At 42.2% G+C, this 16,542-nt stretch carries 11 protein-coding genes and 1 pseudogene; 7 read left to right on the top strand and 5 right to left on the bottom strand.

The genetic code is table 11. From position 1 onward, the window contains the following. From L4C32_RS17695 to L4C32_RS17675, 5 genes and pseudogenes are all read left to right on the top strand, one after another. Positions 1 to 125: pseudogene (locus L4C32_RS17695) on the top strand (IMP dehydrogenase); the annotation flags it as partial. Continuing rightward, the gene (locus L4C32_RS17690; protein WP_428198222.1) at positions 118 to 1,893 is read left to right on the top strand and encodes a VWA domain-containing protein; all 1,776 of its coding nucleotides are present in this window, start codon (positions 118 to 120) and stop codon (positions 1,891 to 1,893) included. The pseudogene L4C32_RS17695 and the gene L4C32_RS17690, both read left to right, overlap by 8 nt. Positions 1,894 to 1,898: 5 nt before the next feature. Continuing rightward, positions 1,899 to 3,569, top strand: a complete 1,671-nt coding sequence (locus tag L4C32_RS17685) for a BatD family protein (RefSeq protein WP_428198221.1) — start codon at positions 1,899 to 1,901, stop codon at positions 3,567 to 3,569. Between the two features lie 110 nt (positions 3,570 to 3,679). Then, positions 3,680 to 4,450, top strand: coding sequence for a ferredoxin--NADP reductase (locus L4C32_RS17680; protein WP_428198220.1), 771 nt, complete (start codon positions 3,680 to 3,682; stop codon positions 4,448 to 4,450). A gap of 80 nt (positions 4,451 to 4,530) precedes the next feature. Next, positions 4,531 to 5,151 (top strand): LysE family translocator, encoded by a 621-nt coding sequence (locus L4C32_RS17675; RefSeq protein ID WP_428198219.1) that lies wholly within the window; start codon positions 4,531 to 4,533, stop codon positions 5,149 to 5,151. On the opposite strand, the gene L4C32_RS17670 is transcribed toward L4C32_RS17675, so the two are convergent. Genes L4C32_RS17670 through sbcD form a run of 3 tightly spaced genes read right to left on the bottom strand, consistent with a single transcriptional unit; the run spans position 5,148 to position 10,977 of the window. Continuing rightward, the gene (locus L4C32_RS17670) at positions 5,148 to 6,038 is read right to left on the bottom strand and encodes a cation diffusion facilitator family transporter (protein WP_428198218.1); all 891 of its coding nucleotides are present in this window, start codon (positions 6,036 to 6,038) and stop codon (positions 5,148 to 5,150) included. The two genes, L4C32_RS17675 and L4C32_RS17670, sit on opposite strands and share 4 nt — an antisense overlap. Further along, positions 6,035 to 9,745 carry an AAA family ATPase gene (locus L4C32_RS17665; protein ID WP_428198217.1) on the bottom strand — a complete coding sequence of 1,237 codons (3,711 nt, stop codon included), beginning with the start codon at positions 9,743 to 9,745 and terminating at the stop codon, positions 6,035 to 6,037. Before L4C32_RS17665 ends, L4C32_RS17670 begins: the two co-directional genes overlap by 4 nt. Next, the gene (gene sbcD, locus L4C32_RS17660; RefSeq protein WP_428198216.1) at positions 9,742 to 10,977 is read right to left on the bottom strand and encodes an exonuclease subunit SbcD; all 1,236 of its coding nucleotides are present in this window, start codon (positions 10,975 to 10,977) and stop codon (positions 9,742 to 9,744) included. The genes L4C32_RS17665 and sbcD overlap by 4 nt, the downstream gene beginning before the upstream one ends. Before the next feature lie 219 nt (positions 10,978 to 11,196). Between sbcD and L4C32_RS17655 the strand changes: the two genes are divergently transcribed. Then, entirely contained in the window at positions 11,197 to 12,912 is a 1,716-nt protein-coding gene (locus tag L4C32_RS17655; protein WP_428198215.1) for a response regulator, read from the top strand. A gap of 116 nt (positions 12,913 to 13,028) precedes the next feature. Beyond that, positions 13,029 to 14,318, top strand: coding sequence for an alpha/beta fold hydrolase (locus L4C32_RS17650; RefSeq protein ID WP_428198214.1), 1,290 nt, complete (start codon positions 13,029 to 13,031; stop codon positions 14,316 to 14,318). Between the two features lie 35 nt (positions 14,319 to 14,353). Here L4C32_RS17650 and L4C32_RS17645 read toward each other — a convergent pair whose 3' ends face one another. Both L4C32_RS17645 and L4C32_RS17640 read right to left on the bottom strand, forming a co-directional pair. Continuing rightward, positions 14,354 to 16,105: a bifunctional lysophospholipid acyltransferase family protein/GNAT family N-acetyltransferase gene (locus L4C32_RS17645; RefSeq protein WP_428198213.1), complete on the bottom strand. Its 1,752-nt coding sequence runs from the start codon at positions 16,103 to 16,105 to the stop codon at positions 14,354 to 14,356. Positions 16,106 to 16,129: 24 nt separating this feature from the next. Next, positions 16,130 to 16,542 (bottom strand): hypothetical protein (locus L4C32_RS17640; protein WP_428198212.1); only part of this gene is annotated, 413 nt, incomplete at its 5' end.

Here is a 16,542-nt window from a genome sequence, read left to right as displayed (position 1 = left end):
AGTTAGAACCGATTGCTTCATCAAACCAAACGTGGCGACCAAGCAGCGAATGGTTTCGTTTTCCACTGCTCCTCGCCATGTGTCTCTCTGTTTATCTCTTTATCGTTAGGTCTCGCGATGTCTGATTTCCATTTTATCTATCCATTATGGCTATTAACGGCCATACCACTCGCCGCTCTTTATTTATTGATTAAAGGTCGTAAACAGAGTCACGGCTTGATTGCCTCACACCTCATGAGCGACAGCGCAACTCCACCTAAAACATCGACTCATTTAATCATCTTATTAAGCTGGTTAATAGCGGTTATCGCCCTATCTGGCCCAAGCTGGCAAAAACAGTCTATCCCCACGTTCACCCTCTCAAGTGCACGCGTGATAGTGATGGACATGTCTCTTTCTATGTATGCTTCGGACACCAAGCCCACTCGCTTAAGTCAGACGCGATATAAAGCTCTGGATCTTCTGCCTACTTTCACTGAAGGGTCAACAGGCCTAATCGCTTATGCTGGTGATGCTTATACCGTAAGCCCCTTGACGGATGACAGCCACACGTTATCAAACTTAATACCGAATCTCTCTCCTGACATCATGCCTTTTGCCGGCTCAAATGCCTCATCTGCTGTCGAATTATCAATAGAGATGATGACTCAAGCTGGTCATTCAAATGGCGACATTATTTTATTTACAGACGGTGTCTCTGACAGTGAAGCCCAAGAAATAACGTCCCTATTGAGTAACAGTGAGTGGCGGCTAAACATTGTAGCGGTAGGCACATCAACGGGCTCACCTATTATGTTACCAACAGGAAAAATGCTGCAAAGTGGTGGTACAACAGTGATTGCCAAAACAGATTTTCAATCACTGGCAACCCTTAGCGCTGCTACTGGTGGTCTCTTTACTACTTTAACCACAGACAATAGTGACATCGTTACTCTAAGTGACTATTTATCAACGCCTTCATTGTCAGCAGCCAGCAGCAGCGACACTACTATTTCAGAGTTTATTAATAACGGATACTGGCTGATTATTCCTCTAATAATCATGGGACTACTAGCGTTTCGAAAAGGGGTATTCATTGCTGCCTTGCTCACTATTTTACCCTATCAACATGCGGACGCATCCATTTGGAGTAACCAAAATAGTAATGCTCATCAAGCTTATCTTGAGGGTGATTACCAAAAAGCGGCCACAGAGTTTACAGATCGAGGTTGGAAAGGGATTGCCAATTATCGTGCTGGAAATTATGAGGCCGCTATCGACAATTTATCTGGGCTGGATGATGTGGCATCGCAATACAATCTGGCTAACGCCTTTGCTCAAAGTGGCCAACTTGAACAAGCTAAAAACCTCTATCAAAAATTGTTAGCGACCAACCCACAAGCCAGTGATATAGCTAAGAACCTGCAGATTGTCACCGACGCGCTTGAGGAACAACAGGAACAACAGGAACAACAGGAACAACAGGAACAAGATAAAGAGTCAAATGAGGGTGACAAGCAGCAGAGTGATAAAAAGAGTGACGAAGCTGAAAATAGCAGCAACGACTCGGATTCAAACGATGCATCTAACCAAGCTGAACCACAAAAGAAAACAGAATCTCAACCATCAAAAGCCGAAGGGAAAAAGTCATCTGAATCGGATGATTCACAGCACCAAACTCGACCTGATGCATTAGCAGATAAAGAAAAAACTAGCGACAATAACGCAGACCATTCTGAATTAACGGCATCACAACACGTTGAGTCAAACAGCACCATTAGCAAATCGGATCCTGTAATGAAAAAACTCGAAACGATACCCGATGATGCCAGTCGCTTATTACGTGCACAGCTCTATCTGCAGGCTAAAGAGCGTGGCAATGTACCTTCAAATCAATCACAGCAATCTTGGTAGTTACAATGAATTTATTTCCTCGCCTAATCAGTTACCGCGTCACACGACGTTTTCTTCATCCTTTCATTGGATTTAGCATACTGCTCTGTTCTTACGCTGTCTCTGCAACTCAAGTGGTGGCAACGATCAGCAAGAGTTCAGTCGCCGTTAATGAAGTGTTTCAATTAATGGTTACTGTAGACAAAAGTGCTGACCGAGGGAGCATTTCGTTTGCACCGCTCAATCAGGACTTTGTAACCGGAAACACCAACTTTGGCAGTTACAACTCCTTTTCCAACAGTAAACGTACTGTACAGACACAGTGGACAGTCTCATTAGCCGCGAAACAGGTGGGAATACTCACCATTCCTCGCTTTACTATCGATGGAGTAAGCTCACAACCCATTGTACTGAACGTAACGAAAGATGCCGCTCCACTTATCCCTTCTGATGTGGTCGAAATAGAAAGTAGCCTATCGAAGCACCGATTGTATATTGGCGAAACAGCGGCCTATAAGGTTAAATTGATCATCAAAGCCGATCCTAGAATGTTACAAAACCCGGTGATTACTCCACCGACTGGTGACGCTTTTACAATTATTGCTAATGGTGAAGGAAGCCAAAAACAGGGCGTATTAAACGGGATTAATGTGTTAGTGGTTGAGCAGCAATTTCAAATTGTGCCAAACGCTCCAGGAAATCAAACTCTTGAAGGGACTACATTCCAATCAAAGTTAATCCAGTCTCGTCGAACTGGTTCAACGCGCATTGTTCCTATTACCGTCAATTCTGGTCTCATCAACATTGAGGTTCTCTCCAAACCTGACGGTTATACAGACCTATGGTTGCCAACCGACAATCTGACCTTAAACGAACAGTGGCAACTGAATGATAATCCCATGCAGCTAACAGACAGTCGGACTGTTTCTCTTCATTCCGGTGATTCAATGACGCGTACCCTAATTGTTACGGCCAGTGATCTGCCGCAACAACAGTTACCGAACATCACCATTAACTACCCAGCATCAGTCAGTGTCTATGACGAAAAACCAGTGTATGGCGTTGATGATAAAGGCAACACGGTCATGACCATTAAGCAGGTTTTGATCCCACGAGTTTCAGGGCAACTGACCCTTCCTGAAGTCACTATTCCTTGGTGGAACAGTGTGACAGACTCCAAGATGAACGCGAGTTTAGACAGTGTTTCATTAGTTGTCTCTGAAGACGAGAATAGCACACCAACAGTCTTCACTCACTCTGGGGATCCTTTACAAGGAAACGTTATTACTGACAGGGGTTACTGGCCATATTTAACTGCTCTGTTTGCACTATTGTGGTTAATTACTCTTGGCCTGTGGGGCTATCTACATCGCCGAAGCACACAGAGTCAGTCATCAGAAATCGTTATGGCAATAGATAACGATCCTAGCTGCCAAAACCTGATTAATGCGGTATTAGCAGACGATACAATAGCCGCATCTCGTTGGTATACTCTATGGCTGGCTGAGCATGAATCAACGCTCTCATCCAGTCAGAAAGGTACATTGTCAAATGAGATGGACCGATTTATGGCCACTCAATATGGTCCGCGTCGTAGTCGTTGGGACTCCACCACCCTCATTGATTTGATTCGTCACACTCAGCGTGCGTCAAGCCATCATCCAACAAGTCATCTTGCTTACCTTGAGCCACAATAACCTTCTTACCTAAGACCAAAGGAATCGACGTGTTGAGTGTGACTAATGAGTAGTCACACTCTATTTACTGGTGATATAGTCAATGTGTTTTCCTTATTTGAGGCACTGTTATGACGATACCTCGCGAATTAATTCTTGGTGAAGTGATTGATCGTACCGATTGGTCACCTGGGCTTTTCTCACTCACTATCAACGCTGACGTGGCCCCCTATCAAGCAGGGCAATTCTTAAAGCTGGCTCTACAAGATAGTAGTGGTCAGTGGATACGACGTGCTTATTCATTGGTGAATGCCCCCATTATCTATTCAGGTGTTCAACAACTTGAATTCTTAATCATCGCTGATCCAGATGGACAATTGACTCCACTACTTAATCAATTATCGGTAGGAGACGAGGTCTATGTCAGTCAACAAGCGTCTGGATTTATGACCGCTGCTGAGATCCCTGATTACGCGAAAGACCTGTGGTTACTTTCTACTGGCACTGCCATTGGCCCTTTCTTATCAATATTGTCTGAAATGGAGCCTATGGAGAGGTTTGATAATCTGATCTTAGTGCATGCGGTGCGCACCGTTGAAGAGCTTGTTTATCGAGACCGAATTTCGGAGCTCAACGTTAACTATAAGGGTAAGCTTCATTATGTCCCTGTTGTCTCTCGTGAAGTGTGTGACTGGTCATTAAAGGGGCGTATCCCTACTCTGCTTTTAGACAATACCATCGCCAATCAAATTAGTTGCCAGCTTGAACCAACACGCTCTTTTGTTTATATGTGTGGAAACCCAAGCATGGTACGTGATACGGCTGAAGTATTAGTTGAGCTTGGGTTAACTAAACACCTTCGTCGAAAGCCTGGTCAGTTTAGTTCTGAAAATTACTGGTAATGGCGCAACATTTTAATTACTAGTAATTGTGACTTTTTTCCGTATATTGATCTTATTATCTATTAACTGATGAGTCATTAATGAACACTGCACTACTGATTGCGTTTATCCCAACTTTTTTCTTTGTCTCCATAACTCCTGGGATGTGCATGACATTGGCCCTCACACTTGGCATGAGTGTGGGTTATAAGCGAGCACTTTGGATGATGCTGGGCGAACTCATTGGTGTTGCCATCGTCGCCATCGCAGCTGTAGTAGGCATCGCCGCCATCATGCTCAATTACCCATGGTTATTCACTGGGTTTAAAATTGTTGGCGCCAGTTACCTGTTCTATCTAGGCATTCAAATGTGGTTGTCAAAAGGCAAACTTGCCATCAATCTAGATACTGTTGAAACGCCTTCATCTAACGAATGGCAGCTTGTAGTACAAGGTTTTGTCACCGCGATCGCCAACCCAAAAGGGTGGGCATTTATGATCTCGTTATTACCTCCTTTTATCGATAATAACAGTGATCTGCTTCCTCAGTTGGTGTTGTTGATTGGCATCATTCTAATTTCAGAATTTGTCTGCATGACGTTATACGCAACGGGTGGAAAAGGGCTTAAAAGAGTGCTCGGACACTCAGAGAATGTCCGGATGATGAATCGCATTGCAGGGAGTTTGATGATGGGTGTCGGTATCTGGTTATTCTTAAGCTAGAGCCAAACCTTTTGCTGAGTAAAGCTGACGTTTATCCAGTGCTCTTTATCAATAGCAGTCGCTTGGTCTGCGATACGATTGCGTATCGCGTCCATCTCACTCACTAAAAATTGTCGTTCTGCTAGTAAAAAGTTCACCTCAATCGAGAGTTCTCGTCCAATATTTACCATTCGAATTTTATATTCTGCGTGCAATTCGTCTGCAATTTTCTGAGCCGTCTTTTCAATTGTCTCAAGGTTAGGATGGCTGCTTTGATAAAAAACCATCTCTTTAGCCGCTGCGATAAAGCTTTTTAATGGGATAATAATAAATAGGGTTGAAGCGAGCACCACCATAGCAGGATCAGCATACGGCACAACGGCGTTATAGGCACTGCCTTCAAGGAGATAAGCCACACTAAAGCCCACCAAGACACCAATGCTGAGTAAAGTATCACCCATCCATTGATTCTTCTCTGCTAATAGTAAGTCAGAGCCTATCTTCTGATTATTTTTGCCAATAATCATGGTAATGACCAGACAAGCAAGGGTGCTAAACAACGCATAGAGAAGTGCCGAACCCGTTGCTACCTCTCGACCACCAGAAAATAACTCACCAAAAGAGTTAATGGCCGAGTAACTACACATGCCGATCAACATTAATGATTTAAATATGATCAGCAGAGGTTCGAAATGCGCTTTTCCAAATGGAAATCTGTCGTCCTCCTGTGAGGTCTCTAACTGCTTCAACACCACTAATGCAAGACTGCTTAATCCAACACTGATCAATGAATAGATACCGTCAAAAATGATCATACCTGAACTGGCGTATATTCCCCAGCCGACCCCTAACACTGCAAATATTGACGTCGCATAGATTGAGAGCAGTATGGTATTTTTTTCACTCATAACGATACCCTAAATGAGTTATCCAACGCACTGATTCCCAGTCCATTCACTTTGGTCACTTTAATCTGTACTGGGATACGCTCTTTCATCGCTTCTATATGGCTGATTACACCGATCATTTTACCCGAAGCGTTGAGGCTATCTAATGTATCAATTGCTGAATCTAATGTTTCACTATCTAAGGTACCGAACCCTTCGTCTAAAAAGAGTGAGTCTATACTGGTTTTATGGCTGACCAGATCAGAGAGCGCCAAGGCTAAAGCGAGACTGACGAGAAAAGACTCTCCGCCTGATAGCGTTTTGGTGTCTCGACAGATATCCCCTTGCCACGTATCAATCACCTGTAACTCTAATGCATCACTTTGCTTTCTTTGAAGTAGGTAACGGCCATGGAGTCGGTCGAGTTGCCTATTGGCTAATGTCACTAGATGGTCTAGAGTCAGCCCTTGCGCAAACTTTCTAAATTTATCGCCTCGTTGTGAACCGATCAAACCGTGTAAGTAAGCGAGATCATCATAATCTGCTTGCCCCTGTTCAATGGCGGTTACCATCTCACCTCTGTTGTGGCGATTATGATTATCAGACTCAATTTTTTGTGAAATCTCACCTTGCTGACGATTTTTTTCTGACATAGATAGTGTTAACGCTTCTCGGCGAGAGCGTACTTCTTCGAGTGTAAGTTGATACCCTTTGTCCACTCTTAGCTGTTCAATTGCTTCCTCTTTTCGCTTAGCACTGCTTAGCAGAGCAGTACTCTGTTGAACCTGTTTATCAAGTGTATCTCGTAAAGTCACTAGCGTTTGAAGCTCCTCTTCGTCCAGCAGTGCAACGGAAAACGCTTCAAATGTCGTAAATGGGCTGTTGTGAAATGCTTCGTCGAAATCGTTTTTCTTTTCAGAGTATCTCTTATTTATCTGTTCTAACGCTTGATTGACACTATTTAGTTGACCTGTAAATGAGTGTTGATTTTGAAGATCATTGCGATTACGGTCAGTCAGTTCACTTAGCTGTTGTTCCAATTGTTGGCGTTCCAGTTCAATACGTTGCTTCTCACTCACCACCTCTTTGTCACCAAACAGTTCTCTTCTCTGTTTATAGTGTTCGGCATATGTCACGCTCTCTGTAGCCACCTCCTCTGTAAGTTGTGCTATTTTACTCTGTAAGCGCTGATCGTCAGTTTGAATCGCTTCACGCTTAACGTTTAACGAAGCACTGCGCTGAGATGCTTGAACCTGTCTTTCTGTTTGTATAACCCACTGTTCACTTAATGCTTGTTTATCCCTAAACCATTGTGACAATTCACTTTGATTCGGCATGATTGCTTCAATATTCTCATGAATAGATTGCATAATATCAGAGGATAGTTCATGGCTGAGTGTGTCAAGTTCCTGTTTACTCTCACTCAGTTCACTCCCGAGTTGAGCTTGTTCCTCTTGATTATTTTGTACCTGTTGCTCCAGCAGTTGTCGCTGATGAAGCAATTGTTGATGTTCATTATTTCCACTAGTAATAGCTTGTTGAAGATCACTCTCTAGCTTCTGTTGTTTACGTTGTTCAGCGATAACACGTTCAAGGTTTTGTTGCTGGGTATTGCAATGATGAACGTAGGTGGTAACTGCATCAATGGATTCAATGGACAGTCCATTGAGTGAAGTCGTATCCAGCTGTTGTGAGGTGAGGTGAAATTGTTCCATTAAACGTTGCAGTTCGTTGTCGTATTGCTCTCTCTTTTTCGCAGCCTCTATACGCAGTGCTTCAGCACTGCTTAGTTCCCCACTTACTTTGTGCCCTTGTGCTTGAACGGTCTCAAGCTGAGTATTGAGTGCCTCATGACGTTGTTCAGTATCGCTGATATCAAGTTGTTGATAATGTTCAACATAGGGGTGTTTCACGGAACCACACAATGGACACGCTTGATGTTCAATCAATTTTTTACGCTCAGTTGTTAGATCGGCAATGCGCTTCTCTTGCTCTAACAACTGCGAAAGGTCTCGACACTGCTGACGGATCTGACCGTATTGCGTTCGGCATTGTTGACGTTGCGTCGTCAGAACAGTGATTTTCTGGTCGAAATCAGAGATTCTTTTGCATTCGCCATTCCGTTCATTGATCAGTTTTTGGTATTCAAGCGTGCTATTTTTCAGTTCAATTCGCAGTGCTTGCTGGCCCACTAGCTGTTGAAATTGTCGCTCTGACTCACTGATATCAACACGGTTTCCATGACTCTGGGCCTGTTGCAGTTCATTCAACGCTTTCTGTTGCTTAGTAATGTTGTTAGTGACTGCGGTTATGGGCGCGGCCAATTTTTGGACCGATTCACTCAATGAGCGATAGGTTGCTTTGAGTTGTATTTCTTTCTGTAAACGCTGTTGATACTGATCACTGCGATGCGTTATCTGTTGTGTTCGCTGTTGCCATAATGGTAGCAGTGATGCCAATTTGTCGTCATATTGATGGTCTTGCTGGTACTGCTTTATTTCAGTATCAATATCGGCTAGCTGTTTACTCTCGTCATTAATTAATTGCCGTTGCTGTCGGTTATTCTCTATCGCCTTTTGCTCTTCTCTTTGCTGCTTTTTCAATGACTCAATGTGAACACTCAGTTGCGAGAGTTGGTTATCTAGTGGGGCGATTTTCTCATCAATGAGGGTATCAAGTTCACGTTGCTCTGACTTAACAACATCCACTTTTTTCTGTTGTATTAATAGATCGTGCTGGCTATTAGCGACTTGAGATGCGATCGTTGCCAATTGGTGCTCTACATTCGTTTTGTTAATCTTCGCATCATTTAGCGCTTGCTTTGTTGATTCAAGCAGTGTCAAGGGGGACCGTAATTTTTCCGCTGGGGCAGAATCTTTTAATCTCTGAAGTTCAATTTGATGGTTTTTCTGTTGCTTATTGGCTTCATCGAAGAGTTGCTGACTTTGCTGCAGCTCTTTACTCAATTGTGTATGATTATCCCACCAAGATGCTTGCTCAGTTAATAGCAGTAACTCATTACTAATTCCACTCAGCGCTTTTAATAACTCATCCTGTTGCGTTGATAGTGCAGATAACTCTTGTTCACTAAGGGTGGTAACCCCATCCGCTCTGGCGGTTAATTCTGCAAGCTTCTGTTTTGATTCACTGTATTTTTGATGTACTTTTTCAGAGATCTGCCCATAGATTTCGGTTCCCGTAAGCTCTTCAAGTAGTTCAGCGCGTTCGTTTGCTGCTGCATTTAAAAAAGCGGAGAATTCTCCTTGTGACAACAACATTGATTTGGTGAAACGGGCAAAATCTAACCCCGTAATCTCTTCCGTCATCTGAAGTTTATTCTTCACTTTTGACGCAATGATTTTACCTTCTTCAATTTGAGCTAACTCTACAGCAGCCTCTTGAAGGTTGCCCTCTACACTGCCCCTTGAGCGTCTTTGGCTCCAAAATGCTCGATATCCTACACCTTTAACTTCAAACTCTACTTCAGCTTCACAGTCTGCCATGCCACGCGTCATGATCTCATTGGTACTTTTACTGATGTTATTCAGCCTCGGGGTACGATGATAAAGCGCTAAACAGATTGCATCTAAAATGGTGGTTTTACCCGCCCCCGTTGGCCCAGTAATCGCGAATAGACCATTGTCGATAAATGGGGGCTGAGTAAAGTCGATCTTCCACTCCCCTTGAAGCGCATTGAGATTTTTCAAACGTACCGATAAAATTTTCATTGTTGTTTAATCTCTTCGACAATGTGGCTAAATGTCTGTGTGATACGTTGTAGTCGTTGTTTTTCTTCGTCAGTGTCAAAACACTCGGTTGATAATCGACGTTCAAACACATCTTTTGGCTGCAACTCTTCTAACACTTCACGGTCATCTCGGTGTATTGGATTATTTTTACTGTTTCGAGCACGTTTTAATTGCAATATTTCAACAGGTAACCCTTCACAAAGAGATTGTACTCTCTGTTGCAAATCATGCAGGTAATCCTGAGTTTCCACTTCAATACAGAGCCAGGTTGGGAGTTCATTTTCACTCCAATCTTGATGATCTATCGCTGCTTTAATCGAGGATAAATCTCCTTTTATGAATTGCATTGGCTGAAACATTGGCACTTCAACCGATGTAATCTTGGTTAATTTGTCTTGTGTAAACTCAACCATCAGGACCTGTTTTTGACTGCTTAATTCATCAAAGCTAAGCGGTATGGGTGAACCGCAATAACGGATATATTCGCTACCGGCAACGAGTTGTGGCCTGTGAATATGGCCAAGAGCAATATAATCCGCTGGAGGAAAGGCGGATGCGGGAAGAGCTTCTAAAGTGCCAATGTAGATGTCACGAACGGATTCTGAACTGGTGACACCCATCGCGGTTAAATGACCAGTGGCAATAATCGGTACCTTATATCCGTGTTGTTTCTCTATGTCGTCCGCTTTTTGTTGGGCCAACAGATGCAGTTGTTGATAATGGTTGGCGATGGCCTCTGAAAGTGCCATTTTCTTATCCATAGCCGAATCCCCTGAACGGCTTATGATGACATCTCTTGGTCTAATAAACGGAATTGCACTCACGACTGCAGCGGGTTGATCTTTGTGATTGTTTAGTACCACAATCTGATCACTCAGTTCATCTTGAACTTTTGAAATTACGACGGTATTTAAATAGGCCAATAACTGTTTAGATTCATCCAACGTTGATACTGAGTCATGATTGCCGCCCAACAAAATTAATTGGCAGCCCAAACGATTCATCTCAACGACAAACTGATTGTAGATTTCTCGAGCGTAGCTGGGAGGCGAACCAGTATCAAATAGATCTCCAGCAATGATCACCGCATCAACGTTATTTTCCGTAATTTGAGTGAGCAGCCATTGAATAAAGGCTTGATGTTCCGCTGCACGGCTTTTGGTAATAAAGAACTGACCAAGGTGCCAATCTGAAGTGTGTAAAATCCGCATGATAAAGCCAAAAAAGGATAAGAAAGTCGATTATATCAACCAACAGAAGACGTTGCAGTATCTTTGATAACTGTTTCTAAATTGAGAAATGATATTGATCTTGATTCATATTTTAAAATATAAGGCAATTCTCACACGATTTTAACCCTTTATGAACACCCTTTATTTGTGCACGTCTACACTATTTTTAAAATGATATCTCTATAGGTTGAGCTAGGAATGCAAACGACAACATCGAAAATGATTTTCGAGCCTAAGTGGCAACAATTAAAATGTCTGCTGGTTGATGATAATCGTGGCAAAGCAAATTTTTTACGATCTCAATTATCGTCAATAGGCATCGTTAACATTGATATTGCTAATGGATATGAAAGTGCGATAAAAAAGTGTGTGGCAAACTCATACCATTTTATATTGATCAACTACGAATTAGCGCACACTATTAATGGGTCTGAATTGACCAACTTACTGCTTAACAAGCAGCTTATTAATTCGCAATGCCATGTACTGTTACTATCAGACTCCTCTTCCACAGAGTATGTATTAACCTGCATCTCTAACGATCAAACCAACCTTCTCAACACACCGACCAATGTGGCAGTATTACGACAGAAACTCACTAACATATACACTGAAGTCATTCGTCAGGACTACCTTCGCACCACACTCAATACCATGCATACTTCTGATGCGGTTGAACTCTACCTTAATGAAATTCAGATGCATGGCCATAGCAGTAAGTTGGATAAGCTACTGTTTGATTTTTTAATTGATAATGATGAATTAGAGATTGCGGCCTCAACCATCAACCGAATTCAAACTAACAAAAGTAACCATCAATTAAGCTTCTATGAAGCAAAAATCTTTCTTAAACGTGGTAACTTAACCTCCGCAATCTTTACACTAGAGTCGCTAATATCGAACGCCCCCCTCTCTATTGAAGCACTCGATCTCTATGCGCATTGTCTAGAAATGAATAAACAGTATTGGGATGCAATAACCATTGCAAAACGTGCACTCAACTTAACCCCATCGATAAACCATCGTGCAATTAGAGTCGCTCGGTTAGCTTCGTTCATTAACCGCCCACAAGACCTTCATGATGCAGGGGTGTTATTGGCAAATCACCTCTCGATTATTGACGTAAAATGGGTCTCTCAGCTGTCGTTATATTGTGAATATTTCCGTAATGCATACCAATCAGTGGATACTCCCTTTCACAAACGTCAATATAAACAATCTATCAAACATATTTTTAAACATGCCCAGTCAAGATTACTTAATACACAGCGCCCTTTTTTAACACTCTATTACTCAATAACACTGGCTCAGTTATTACTGCTAGATGGGCAGCAACGTAAAAGTAAGCGTCGTCTTCTATTTTCACTGTCTACTTACTACAATCATCTGCATTCGCTCCCTTCACTCATATTAATTGAACTGCTTGGATTATTATTTAAATTTGGCGAGACTGAGTTAATGACTCAAATTTATCAAACCTTAAAATTACGTGACTGTTTTGATCAGCAATCTCGTTCTCGCATGGATGAACTGCGGATTAATAGTGATTTAGTGTTTAAAGTAAACCGAATGGACATGAAGCTGGATACTGCATTTTCGTTGATAAAGTCAGACACCAATAAAGCTATTGCCATCTACAGTGATACTTTAGAGAAATTCCCGCACTCGTCTGAAGCCAACTTAGGATTAATTCAATGCTTACTCAACTGTCATAGTTACAATGATAATCGTTTAGATAACTGTGCTAAAAATCTCCACTCAATGCCACTACCTGCAAAACTAGACCACTGGCGATTACAAATCGTTGATAAATGTAAGCAAGCGCACCACAATCGGATTAGAAAATATTATCGATTATTAAAATCAAACAAGCGTCCAGAGCAATCATTGCAACAACGACCTTATATTTACTAACAGATAAAGATCTTTGTCACAAATGGTCAAGCTGGCGAGTAAAACAGAACTGAAATTTTCTCCATTATGATAGAGTGAGCGCCTATTTCCCTTTCGTTCAATGATGGATACCTGATATGAATTCTCGCATTTTTTTGGATGGCATTACCTATACGTCACATCAGTTCTCACTACCTTTAGACTACTCTAACAACGACACGAAGATCGATGTTTTTGCTCGTGAATTGGTTGCTACCACGTCTATTTCACAAGATTTGCCCTATTTAATCTATTTCCAAGGTGGTCCAGGTTTCGCTTCTCCACGTCCAACTGCACAGAGTGGGTGGTTGAAAGTCGCTCTTCAGCACTATCGTGTATTGCTTCTTGATCAACGAGGCACCGGTTTAAGTTCTCCTATCAGTGCGCAATCTTTACAGCATCTATCTCCTGAAGAGCAAGCCGAATATATCAGCCATTTCAGAGCGGACAATATTGTAAGAGATGCGGATGCGATTAGAAGTAAACTTAACATTACCCGTTGGTCTACGATTGGACAGAGCTTTGGTGGTTTCTGTACACTTACCTACCTATCTATGTTTCCTGATAGCTTAGAGCGTTGCTTTATTACCGGTGGGCTGCCATCAACCACTCGTCCTGCCGATGAAGTCTATCAAGCGACTTACCTGCGCACTCAAGATAAAAATGCACACTTCTTTGATCAATTCCCGCAAGCACAGTCACTTTGTGATCGAATCGCTGATGTACTCTCACAAGGTAACACTCACTTGCCGAATGGCCAGCTGTTTACCGTTGAGCAGTTCCAACAAATGGGTATCGCATTTGGCGTTGAAGGTGGAGCAGAAGACCTCTACTTCCAGATTGAACAAGCACTAGAAACGGTTGATGGTAATGAGCAAATACGGTCTCTATTTTTACACTATGTGATGACAGAACAAGCCTATTTAACCAACCCACTCTATTGTATTTTGCACGAGTCCATCTACTGTCAGCAGGATGCCTCTAATTGGTCAGCACACCGAGTAAGAGAGCAATTCCCTCAATTTAATTATCAAAAAGGTCAACCTCTGTTGTTTACTGGTGAGATGGTTTACCCATGGATGCTAGACCAATTAGAGACACTTAAGCCACTTAAGGCGGCGGCTGAAATTTTAGCGACTAAATCTGACTGGCCTGTACTTTACAATGATGGTGTGTTGAGTAAAAACCGCGTTCCGGTGGCTGCTGCAGCCTACGTAGAAGATATGTTTGTTGAGTTTGCTTATAGCTGCGAAACCTTGGTAAAGATCCCTCATTCGAAAGCCTGGAAAACTAATCAGTATGAACATAATGGTTTAAGAATGGATGGTGAGACAATTTTCAATACTTTACTGTCGATAACCGAAACCATTAAACAGCGACAACAATAACGTTATTAGCCAGTACAGATGTACTGGCTTTTTTATTACTTAGTTTGATGAAAGTCGAGATAGTGCATAGCCTGGTCTTTGCCCATATATCGACGTAATGTGTTTTGCGGCACATTGGTTAAATTGACTACGATTAACCCATCAAGTGCATCGTTAAATGCAGGGTCTACATTAAAGCAGACCAACTTACCATTCAAACCAAGATACTGTCTTAGCAATACCGGAACCCCTTTCCCCTCTCCCATTCTTGCTAACACTTTCGATAACAGCTGAACTTCTGCCAATGCGGAAAGCATATCAGACTTCCAAAATGTTCCTTTCTCAGTTTTTAAAGGCTGTCTAGGTGAGACCAACGCCGCTTTATTTTCATCATAGTGTGAGACCGTTAATGTTGAAGCTAATAATTGTCTTGCCAATAAGCTGTATTCGCTGCTAATACTCACAGGCCCAAACAAATGCGTGTATTTGGGGTGTTTGACCACAAACGCAGAGATCCCTTTCCACAAAAGTAATAAGGAGGTTAAACTGCCTTGATATTTTTTTGCTATGACTGAACGCCCTAGCTCCATGGAGTACTCTAGCTGATCAATAAAAGATTGATCATAATTAAACAAGCTCCGCGAATAGAGACCTTCCAGACCTTTATGCTCTATCAGTTGATCAACCAGTCCAATTCGATAGGCTCCAACCAGTTCTTGCTGCTCATGATTCCAAATGAACAGCTGATAATAGTAGTCGTCATAGCGGTCAATATCACAAGCTAAGCCTGTCCCTTCTCCTACCTCACGGAAGGTCACTTCTCTGATACGCCCTATCTCTTGCAGTAATAGCGGAATATTTTTAGATTGAGTACAGTAAACAGAGAATTCAGCTTGTGTTACTAATTTATCTCTCGTGAGGGTTTCGATTTCTTTTACAAGTAATTCAGGGTCAATTGCCTTGATGATTGTTTGATAATGATCTTGCGATTCGTTGTTTTTATGCCCTTCAACATCACTGGGTTTATACGCCATTAAGTAGGTATTAAGTCGTAGATAGTTAACCACCTCTCTATCACTGGCCAAGCGTTTTAATTCGTTGTAATTAATTGGTTCTCCAATAGAGATTTCTACTTGTTGTTCATTTTTATTTAACAGCTCTCGTCCTAGCATTAGGCTTCGTAGTATTGGATGAACCCTGCCTGCCAAATAAAAAGCATCGCTGTTATGTCCACCAACAAAGATTGGAACGGTCAGCGCACCACTTTTAGCAATAAACTTTGCAACAGAGTGACTCCATTTTTTATCTTTTAACTGTTTATTGTCATACGTGGAGACTTCACCTGCAGGGAACACTAATAATAATCCACTCTCTGCTAGATGTTGATGAGCCTCTTTCATCGCTTTGATATTGTGTGCGACTGCTTTTTTACCTTCAAATACATCGACGCCAATAAACAGCTTATCCAATTCATTCACACGTTTAAGGTGATGGTTTGCTAACACTTTGACATCGCTTCTTACCTGCATCAGTACTTCAGCCAGAATAACACCTTCGACGCCACCAAGCGGATGATTAGCGACAACGACCACTGCACCTGTGGCCGGTATGTGAGCGAGACTGCCACCTTCTATTTTGTAGTCAATGCCTAATACATTAAGTGTATAGCGGATAAACTCTTGTGTATTAAGCCCAGCTGGCCGTTGTTGATATAACTGGTCAAGCTTGGAGAGCCCCGTAATCCATTCTGCAACAGACTCACCAATACCTAACGGTGTTTGACGCGATAATCTAAATGGGCTGTTCATATACCATCACCTTAACTCTTCAGTTTATCTATTAGCAATTCTAGACAATATTCCGTCTTCAGATCTGATATCTTTAATACAGAGTACCGATCCTGACACCCATACAAGACAAGCCATGATAAACAGTAACCCTCCGTCATCACCAATGACGGTGCCTGCGGCATCAAACTCAGGCATCTCAATGCCTAGCGGCGTAAAGAGATGAAATAGAATCGCTCCTGACATAATACCGACGGTCAACAATGCGCCAAGCCCAGACAGTCGAGTTAAAAGCAACAGCACCGCCATTAATTCTGCACAGCCAATTAAATAGGCGCCATAATGTGAAAACCAATCAAAGCCAGACCAAGTTCCTAGCGTTTCAAATATGTACCTGGTTTCATTTGCACCACTAAATTTAAAGAAAAATGATTGAACAAAGATTAATGTAATAAAAC

The sequence above is a fragment of the Aliivibrio kagoshimensis genome, assembly GCF_050337105.1.
GTDB classification, from domain to species: Bacteria; Pseudomonadota; Gammaproteobacteria; order Enterobacterales; family Vibrionaceae; genus Aliivibrio_A; species Aliivibrio_A kagoshimensis.
This window is presented reverse-complemented; position numbering and strand designations above follow the sequence as displayed.

What these genes read in the sequence shown, in the direction of transcription:
- L4C32_RS17675 (WP_428198219.1), top strand. Translation starts at nt 4,531, where the DNA reads ATGAACACTGCACTACTGATTGCGTTTATCCCAACTTTTTTCTTTGTC.
- L4C32_RS17685 (WP_428198221.1), top strand. Translation starts at nt 1,899, where the DNA reads ATGAATTTATTTCCTCGCCTAATCAGTTACCGCGTCACACGACGTTTT.
- L4C32_RS17670 (WP_428198218.1), bottom strand. Translation starts at nt 6,038, where the DNA reads ATGAGTGAAAAAAATACCATACTGCTCTCAATCTATGCGACGTCAATA.
- L4C32_RS17665 (WP_428198217.1), bottom strand. Translation starts at nt 9,745, where the DNA reads ATGAAAATTTTATCGGTACGTTTGAAAAATCTCAATGCGCTTCAAGGG.
- L4C32_RS17690 (WP_428198222.1), top strand. Translation starts at nt 118, where the DNA reads ATGTCTGATTTCCATTTTATCTATCCATTATGGCTATTAACGGCCATA.
- L4C32_RS17680 (WP_428198220.1), top strand. Translation starts at nt 3,680, where the DNA reads ATGACGATACCTCGCGAATTAATTCTTGGTGAAGTGATTGATCGTACC.
- sbcD (WP_428198216.1), bottom strand. Translation starts at nt 10,977, where the DNA reads ATGCGGATTTTACACACTTCAGATTGGCACCTTGGTCAGTTCTTTATT.
- L4C32_RS17655 (WP_428198215.1), top strand. Translation starts at nt 11,197, where the DNA reads ATGCAAACGACAACATCGAAAATGATTTTCGAGCCTAAGTGGCAACAA.
- L4C32_RS17650 (WP_428198214.1), top strand. Translation starts at nt 13,029, where the DNA reads ATGAATTCTCGCATTTTTTTGGATGGCATTACCTATACGTCACATCAG.
- L4C32_RS17645 (WP_428198213.1), bottom strand. Translation starts at nt 16,105, where the DNA reads ATGAACAGCCCATTTAGATTATCGCGTCAAACACCGTTAGGTATTGGT.